The 793-nt window shown below is 69.9% G+C and carries 1 protein-coding gene; it reads left to right on the top strand.

The features are described 5' to 3' along the window. On the top strand, positions 1-793 hold a 793-nt coding region (locus tag AC1DWF_RS33615), incomplete at both ends, for a polysaccharide deacetylase family protein (RefSeq protein WP_476842827.1).

Below are 793 nucleotides of genomic sequence, written 5' to 3'. Positions count from 1 at the left end.
CGTCGCCGTTCAGGATGCGGGGAGGGAGCCGCTGCTCGATCTGCTGCGCTCCGGTGCCTGCGAGATCGGCGCGCAGATGCATCCCTGGGTCACGCCGCCCTTCGACGAGGCGCTCGGCGAGCGCAACAGCTATGCGGGCAACCTGCCGGTGGAGCTGGAACTCGCCAAGGCGCGGCACCTCACGCGGGTCCTGGGCGAGGCCTTCGGAGAGGCGCCGCGGATTTTCCGCACCGGCCGCTTCGGCGCAGGCACGCGCACCGCCGACATCCTCAAGTCGCTCGGCTATGCGGTCGACACCAGCGTCACGCCCTGCTGGCCTCCCGAGGGGGTCAGGCGGCCCTGGCTCGCCGCGAATCCCTATTGGGCGGACCACGAGAAGACGCTGATGGAGATCCCGGTCTCGGCCGCGCTGGTCGGGCGGCTTTCGGGCGCGACGGCCCTCGCGCCCTTCGTGCTGCATCCGCGGATGCAGCGCATGCATCTCGCCGGAGTGATGTCCCGCCTTGGGCTGATGGAACGCATCCGGCTGAGCCCCGAGGGCATGACCATTTCGGAGGCGCAGCGCCTCGCGCGGCATATGCTGGCGACCGGCCATCGCGTCTTCGTGGTGACCTACCATTCACCCTCGCTGGTGCCGGGCAATACGCCCTATGTGCGCAACGCGGAGGATCTCGCGCGCTTCCTCGACTGGCTGGACCAGTTCTACGGCTTCTTCGCGGGCGAGCTGGGCGGGCGCTTCGGCAGCTGGCGGGACCTGCGCTTCGGCGAGACGTCCCTGTCCATGGCCGCACAA

Source organism: Aminobacter sp. P4_D5 (assembly GCF_056401815.1).
This window is presented reverse-complemented; position numbering and strand designations above follow the sequence as displayed.